We start from the raw sequence: 6,969 nt of genomic DNA on the forward strand, positions 1-6,969 counted from the left end.
CAAGCTGCCCCAGGGTGCGGTCGACCGGGACGCGTACGTGGTGTGCGTGCTGGAGCAACTGCACCGCGCGCTGAACCGGCGCGACGTGTTCGCCGCCCCGTCGAACCGGTGGGCCGACCCGCGCGCCCGGCTGCTGGACGGGGCCCGGTGGGAGGCAATGCGCGCGGACGTGCTGGCGGGCCTGTCCCTGACCGAGGACGCGGGCGAGCATCTGGCCCAGCTCACGCGAGGACTGGACGCGGCGTGGCGGCAGATGGCCGACCGCCTGGAGGAGGCCGGGGACGACGCGAAGGTGGAGGTCGTCGTTCCCGAGGGCGGCGGCCGGGCCCGGCTGTCGGTGGACAAGCTCGGCGCGGTGGGTGAGCCGGAGTCTCTGACCTGGCTGAAGACCACCACGGAGGCGATGCTCCCGAGGATCGACCTGCCGGACCTGCTGTTCGAGGTCCACTCCTGGACCGGCTTCCTCGATTCCTTCGGCCACGTTTCGGACCGGCGCACCCGTATGGAGGGCCTGCTCGTCTCCCTGGTCGCGCTGCTGGTGTCGCAGAGCTGCAACATCGGCTTGACCCCGGTCATCGACCCGGAGAGCAAGGCGCTGACCCGCTCGCGGCTGTCCCACGTCGACCAGAACTACGTGCGCGCCGACACCCTCGCCGCGGCGAACGCCGCGCTGATCGCCGCCCAGTCCCGCATCGAGCTGGCCCGGATGTGGGGCGGCGGGCTACTCGCCTCCGTCGACGGCCTGCGGTTCGTCGTCCCCGTCAAGAGCATCAACACCGGGCCCTCGCCAAAGTACTACGGCTACAAACGCGGCGTGACCTGGCTCAACGCCGTCAATGACCAGGTCGCGGGGATCGGCGCGATGGTCGTGCGCGGCACCCCGCGCGACAGCCTCTACACCCTGGACACCCTGCTGAACCTCGACGGCGGCGTGAAGCCGGAGATGGTGGCGACCGACAACGCCTCGTACAGCGACATGGCCTTCGGCCTGTACAAGATGCTCGGCTTCCGTTTCGCCCCGCGCTTCCGCGACCTGGCCGACCAGCGGTTCTGGCGGGCCGACCTGCCCGGCGGCGAGGAGCCGGCCGCGGGGTACGGGCCGCTGGAGGCCGTGGCCTGCAACAAGGTCAACCTCAAGCGGATCGCCACGTACTGGCCGGACATGCTCCGCGTGGCCGGATCGCTCATCACCAACCAGGTCCGCGCTTACGACCTGTTGCGGATGTTCGGCCGCGAGGGCCACCCCACCCCACTCGGTGCCGCGTTCGCCGAATATGGGCGGATCGACAAGACCATGCACCTGCTTGCCATGGTCGACCCGATGGACGACACCTACCGCCGCCTGATGAACCGGCAGCTGACCGTGCAGGAGTCCCGCCACCGCCTCGCCCGCGCGATCTGCCACGGTGGCCGGGGCCAGATCCGCCAGGCGTACCGCGAGGGCCAGGAGGACCAGCTCGCCGCCCTCGGCCTGGTCCTCAATGCCGTGGTGCTATGGAATACGCGCTACCTGGACGCGACTGTCGCCCAGCTCCGCGCGGAGGGCCACGACATCAAGGACGAGGACGTCGCCCGGCTCTCCCCGCTCAAGGACCGGCACATCAACTTCCTGGGCCGCTATTTGTTCAACATCAAATCCAGCGGCCCCGGGCAGGGCCTGCGCCCGCTGCGCGACCCGGACACCGCCGAGGACGCCGACGACGAGTAGCCGTGAGGCCGGCCTGCAGGTCAGCGAATGGCCAGGCGGCCACAGCCTCGTTTCTTGAGCGCGCGATCCAGATAGGTTACGGTGGGGTCATGGCAAGAACCCGGGAGTTCGACACCGAGGCGGCGGTGAGTCGCGCGATGGAGTTGTTCTGGGCGCGCGGCTACGAGGCCACCTCGGTACGCGACCTGACCGGGCACCTGGGGATCGGGCAGGGGTCCTTGTATGCCGCGTTCGGCGACAAGGACGGCCTGTACCGGGCGGCGCTGGAGCACTACCGCACCACCCTCGCGGCGGCCGCCTTGCGCAGTTTGGAGGAGGGGGCGGACGCCCGGTCGGCGATCCGCACGATGCTGGTCGAGCGGGTCCGGATCGCCGTGGAGGACGACGGCCGGGGCTGCCTGGTGGTCAATGCCGCCTGCGAGCGCCTGCCGGAGGATGCGGCGACCCGGCGCACCGTGCGCGACATGCAGGACGCCAGTCGGGACGCGCTCGCCGAAGTGCTGCGGGTCGCGGTGGAGCGGGGTGAGATCGCGAAGCGGCACGACCCGCACACCCTTGCCGCTTTCCTCGTGACCTTCCTCAACGGACTGCTGGTCTCCTCGAAGATCACGCCGGACGTCCGCGCCCTCGAACCCCTCGTGGAGGTCGCGCTGGCCGCCCTCGACTGACTTTTTCATGGCCGGAATCTGTATCAAACGATCCAGAAAAGTCGCCGGTGCCCGCTCGGACACGGGATCCGGCGACCCCACCCCGCTTCAATCGAAGACTTCGGAGGCCCCATGCCCCCCGCACCCACCCCGAGTACGCCCGCTCTCGGCGGAAGCCGCTGGAACACCTTCCCCGCGGCCGGCACCACCCTGACCGCCCGCGACTTCTTCACCGCAACCGAGCCGCTGCTACAGGGCATCATCGACGACAACGCCCTCACCAGCGCCGACAGCGAGGTGCTGGAGGACCAAATCCGCGCGACACTTGCCCTCGGCACCCGGGAGACCTCCCTCCCGCTGTCCCTCGGCCCGGACAGTGCCTCGGCAGCGCGCGAACTGGGCGCGCAGGCCGAGGCGATCGGCCAGGAGCTCGTCTCCTGGTCCACCGAGGCGCTGGAGAGGCTGCTCACCGGTCCGGTACCGCTGCCCGCCGGCCCGCTGGTCGTCCGCAGCCACTGCTACGGCCACCTGCTCACCCCTCCCGCAGCCGATCTGCTCCGCGGACGTCGCGGTGGACCAGTCACGATGCAGCTCTACAACGAGTGGCTCCACCAGATCGTCCTGCTGCGCGACGCCCTGCTGCCCTTCACCAACTGGCAGGACGTCCCGCTCCTGATCACCCCGACCGGACTACGGCACACCGAACCGGCCCGCGACGCGTTCCTCACCGAACTCCTGGTCCGGCAGATCCGGCACACCAGCATCGTGGCCTTCGCCCGCACAGTCGTCACCGGCGCCTCCGGCCCGGCCGGCTACGGCTTCGACGCGGGTGGCGGCACCGCCCTGCCCGCCGTCCTCGGCCAGCCGCCCCTGACCGCACCCCGGCACCTGCTGACCTGGCGCCCCGACCCGGCCGTCGGTGAAGCCGCCACGTATGTCCCCGAGGTACAGGACTACTACGCCGCACCCCGCACCCTCGTCGAGGATCTGCCGCCCGCCACCACCACATCCGGCCCGCTCACCGCCCGTACCGTCACCGCGCCGGTCGCCGACGGGACCCGCACCGCCCGCATCGAGGTCACCCACGACGGCACCACCGCCCACGTCGACCTCGGCCAAGCCCTGCGCGGCCACCGCTTCACCCAGCGTGAGGACCCCGCCGCAGGCGACGCGTCCGGCACCGCCGACGTCTGGTCCGCGCTGCGCGCGCCGGGACTGGTGTGGACGCAGAGCGGCGACGTCACCCTGGACGCCACCGGTCAGGACGACGTCGCCGTACTGGCCCTGCTCGGCCGGCTCTACCCGGAGAACGTCACCCTGCGTCCCGCCGGTCTGACGGCCCCCGGCGGCAGCGGACCGAGCCATCTAGTGACCCTCGTCGACCCTCCGCAAGCCCACTGACACCCGCATCGCGAAGTACACCAGGGAGTTGGAAAAACATGATGTTCGACCATGACGGAACGCCCGTCCGCACAGGCCGAGCCGCCGTCAACGGAACGAGTCTGCACTACCGCACAGCCGGGTCCGGCCCTGCGGTGGTGCTCCTGCACGGCGTGCCCAAGACGAGCTACCACTGGCGCCACCTCGTCCCGAAGCTGACGCCCCACTACACCGTCGTCGTCCCGGACCTTCGCGGTCTCGGCGACTCCGCCCGCCCGTCGGACGGCTACGACTCCGCGACGATGAGCGACGACATCGCCGAGCTGATGAACCACCTCGGACACGAGACATACTCCGTGGCGGGCGAGGACTGGGGAGCGGTGATCGGCTACCAGCTCGCCGCCCGCCACCGCGACCACGTCACCGCTCTCGTGTTCGCCGAGGCGCTGTTCCCCGGGTTCGGCTTCGAGGACCACACAGCCCTCACCCCTGAGAACGTCTCCAGCGGCATGCACCTGTGGCACCTGGGCTTCTACTTCCAGCCGGACATACCCGAGATGCTGATCGCCGGACACGAGCGCGAGCTGATCACCTTCATGATCAAGTACGAGCGCAGCCGGCCCGACAGCGCCACCCCCGACGCGATCGAGGAATACGTGCGCTGCTACTCCATGCCCGGCGGCATCCGCGCGATGCTCTCCATCTACCGGGCCATGCTCGTCAACGCCGAACAGAACCGGCAGACCGCACAGAAGAAACTGGACATCCCGGTCCTGGCCCTCGGCGGATCCGCGTTCATCGGCGACCGCAACGAGTCCCAGATGCGGCTCATGGCCCACGACGTCACCGGACACACCTTCGACGCCGGCCATGACCTCGCAGAGGAAGTACCGGACGAGATGGCCGACGTCCTCCTGCCGTTCCTGGCCACGCCCCAGTAACCGCACCCGGCCGCCGGGGTCGGCGATCTGAAGCGGCCCGGCACGGCGAGGGCCTCGTGCCTGAAACGAACGATCTGGTTCCGCACAGCCACGAGGCCCGCTCGCCCCTACCAGCGCCCGGCGGGCGCGCTCCAAGTACTCCTCAGCGAAACGAAATTGAGCACCATGCGCAATCCTGGAAACCCGAGACACCGTCCCGCGCTGATCACTGCCGTGCTCTCCTGCGCAACGTTCACGGCCGGAGTCGCCGAATACGTCCTGACGGGACAGCTCGACCTCGTCGCCCAAGGGCTCGGGGTCAGTGAGGCGGCTACAGGCCAGCTCGTCACCGTCTTCGCTCTCGCGTATGGGCTGCTGACGCCCGTTCTTGTGGTGATGACGGCTCAAGTGGAACGGCGCCTCCTCATATCGGCAGCTCTGCTCGTTTTCGCGGCCACGAACGTCGCGTCCTGGCAGAGCCCCACCCTCCTGACGGTCATGGCCCTCCGGGTCGTCATGGCGGCGAGTACCGGTCTCATCGTCGTCACGGCACTGGGCCTCGCGGTACGCCTCGCGCCTGCCGAGCGCCGCGCACGCGCGGTCTCGACCGTCGTGATGGGCATCACGGCCTCCCTGGTCCTTGCAGTGCCGACCGGACGCACCATCGCCGAACACTGGGACTGGACAACGATCTTTCCCCTCAACGCCGCACTGGCGATACTCGTGGCGGGAATAGTATGGATGGCCCTTCCCTGTACCGCCCCGCATTCCCCTGTGCCGCTTCGTCGTCAACTCAGCCTGCTCGCCAACGCGCGTACCATCCTCGGCCTGACGGTCACATTTCTCTGGCTCGGCGGCTACGCGGTATTCAACACATATCTCGCGCCATACCTGCTCAGCGTCGTCGAACTGGACGGTGAAGCAGTGAGCCTCACCCTGCTCCTCTTCGGCCTCGCGAGTATTGCCGGCATACAACTCGGCGGATTCCTGACGGACCGCGTCGGACCTCATCGGACACTGACCGCAACCAAGGCTCTGCACGTGCTCGTGCTTGTCGCCCTCCCGGTAGTAGGGGTTGCAACGGGCAGCGCGGTAGCCGGGATTCTGCTGTGGGGCGCCGCCGCTTGGGCGAGTACTTCCGCCCAGCAGATCCGCGTAGCCTCTCTCGCCCCCGAAGCGTCCGACGTGCTGCTGAGCCTCAACCAGTCGGTCATGCAAATCGCCATCGCTATCGGGGCGGGAGGAGGTGGTCTTGTCGCAGCGCACACTCTGACTCAGTTGCCTTTGCTCGCAGCCGCAGGCGTCGCCGCCTCACTCGTCCTCCTGCTTCTCACGAGCCGCCGCGACCGAAGTGCGCACAACTCATCAGCGGCGCTTACCCGGTGTCCGCAGCCATGACGCGATGACCCGTGGTGTGGCATACATCGGGTCCTGCTGGGCTCCTGATCGCCGACGGCTTCAACAAACCTTCGTTTTCTGAAGATGGCTTTGCGAGACCGCCTGGACCCTGCAGGGCCTTCAAAAAACCCTTCAAAAACCTGGGTCATTCAGTAACCCCGAACCACCGTTTTCTGACATGATCCGGGGCCATGACCGCCCTCGAACCGACCGAACCTGGCCTCCTCGTCGCCGAACCACTCGTCCGCACCGAGATCAAGATCGGGTACGCGCGAGTCTCGACCAGCGGGCAGAAGCTGGAGCGGCAGCTCGACGCGCTTGCCGCCGCCGGCTGCCGGAAGATCTTCGCGGACAAGAAGTCCGGCAAAAACGCCCTCCGCCCCGAACTGAAGGCGTGCCACGCCTTCCTCGACCCTGGGGACACCCTCGTCGTCCCGAGTCTGGACCGCTACGGCCGCAGCCTTCAGGACCTCATCAACATGGTCGCCGAACTACGCGAGCGCGGGATCGGCTTCACCTCGCTGCACGAGAACCTGGACACCACCACCCCCGGCGGCCGGCTCGTCTTCCACGTCTTCGCCGCGCTCGCCGAGTTCATCCGCGAACTCATCGTCATCGGCACCAACGAGGGCCTGGCCGCCGCCCGCGAGCGTGGCCGGGTCGGCGGGCGCCCGAGCGTCGTCACCGAGGAAGTCATCCGCGCCGCTCGCGATCTACTGCCCGACCCTGGTCGCTCGATCACCTCCATCGCCAAGCTGCTGGGCGTCTCCCCGGGCACCCTCTACAACCACATCCCGGACCTGCGCGAGCTGCGCGCTGGCGCCGTGCCGCGTCAGCTCGAAGCGTCGACGAGGTAGGCCGACTCCAGCAAGATCAATCTCAACGGCACTTTCTGTACCGCAACTACTCACACCCG

Annotated in this window: 6 protein-coding genes; all 6 read left to right on the plus strand. The window is 68.7% G+C overall.

Going from position 1 to position 6,969, the window contains the following annotated elements; translation table 11 throughout:
• Window positions 1-1,708, plus strand: a 1,708-nt coding sequence (locus AB0P17_RS42930; RefSeq protein ID WP_365820523.1) for a Tn3 family transposase, incomplete at its 5' end; no start/stop codon positions are given.
• Between the two features lie 89 nt (window positions 1,709-1,797).
• Complete coding sequence (locus AB0P17_RS42935; protein ID WP_365820525.1) at window positions 1,798-2,376, plus strand: TetR family transcriptional regulator; 579 nt, start codon at window positions 1,798-1,800, stop codon at window positions 2,374-2,376.
• A 111-nt stretch (window positions 2,377-2,487) separates the two neighbouring features.
• A complete protein-coding gene (locus tag AB0P17_RS42940) occupies window positions 2,488-3,756 on the plus strand; it encodes a hypothetical protein (protein WP_365820526.1) in 1,269 nt (422 codons plus the stop codon).
• A 38-nt stretch (window positions 3,757-3,794) separates the two neighbouring features.
• On the plus strand, window positions 3,795-4,676 hold the full coding sequence (locus AB0P17_RS42945) for an alpha/beta hydrolase (RefSeq protein ID WP_365820527.1): 882 nt from the start codon (window positions 3,795-3,797) through the stop codon (window positions 4,674-4,676).
• 165 nt (window positions 4,677-4,841) lie between these two features.
• Window positions 4,842-6,053 (plus strand): MFS transporter, encoded by a 1,212-nt coding sequence (locus tag AB0P17_RS42950; RefSeq protein ID WP_365820529.1) that lies wholly within the window; start codon window positions 4,842-4,844, stop codon window positions 6,051-6,053.
• 191 nt (window positions 6,054-6,244) lie between these two features.
• Complete coding sequence (locus tag AB0P17_RS42955) at window positions 6,245-6,910, plus strand: recombinase family protein (RefSeq protein WP_361157885.1); 666 nt, start codon at window positions 6,245-6,247, stop codon at window positions 6,908-6,910.
• Window positions 6,911-6,969: the final 59 nt, after the last annotated feature.

It is taken from the genome of Streptomyces sp. NPDC088124, assembly GCF_040685895.1.
Lineage (GTDB): Bacteria > Actinomycetota > Actinomycetes > Streptomycetales > Streptomycetaceae > Streptomyces.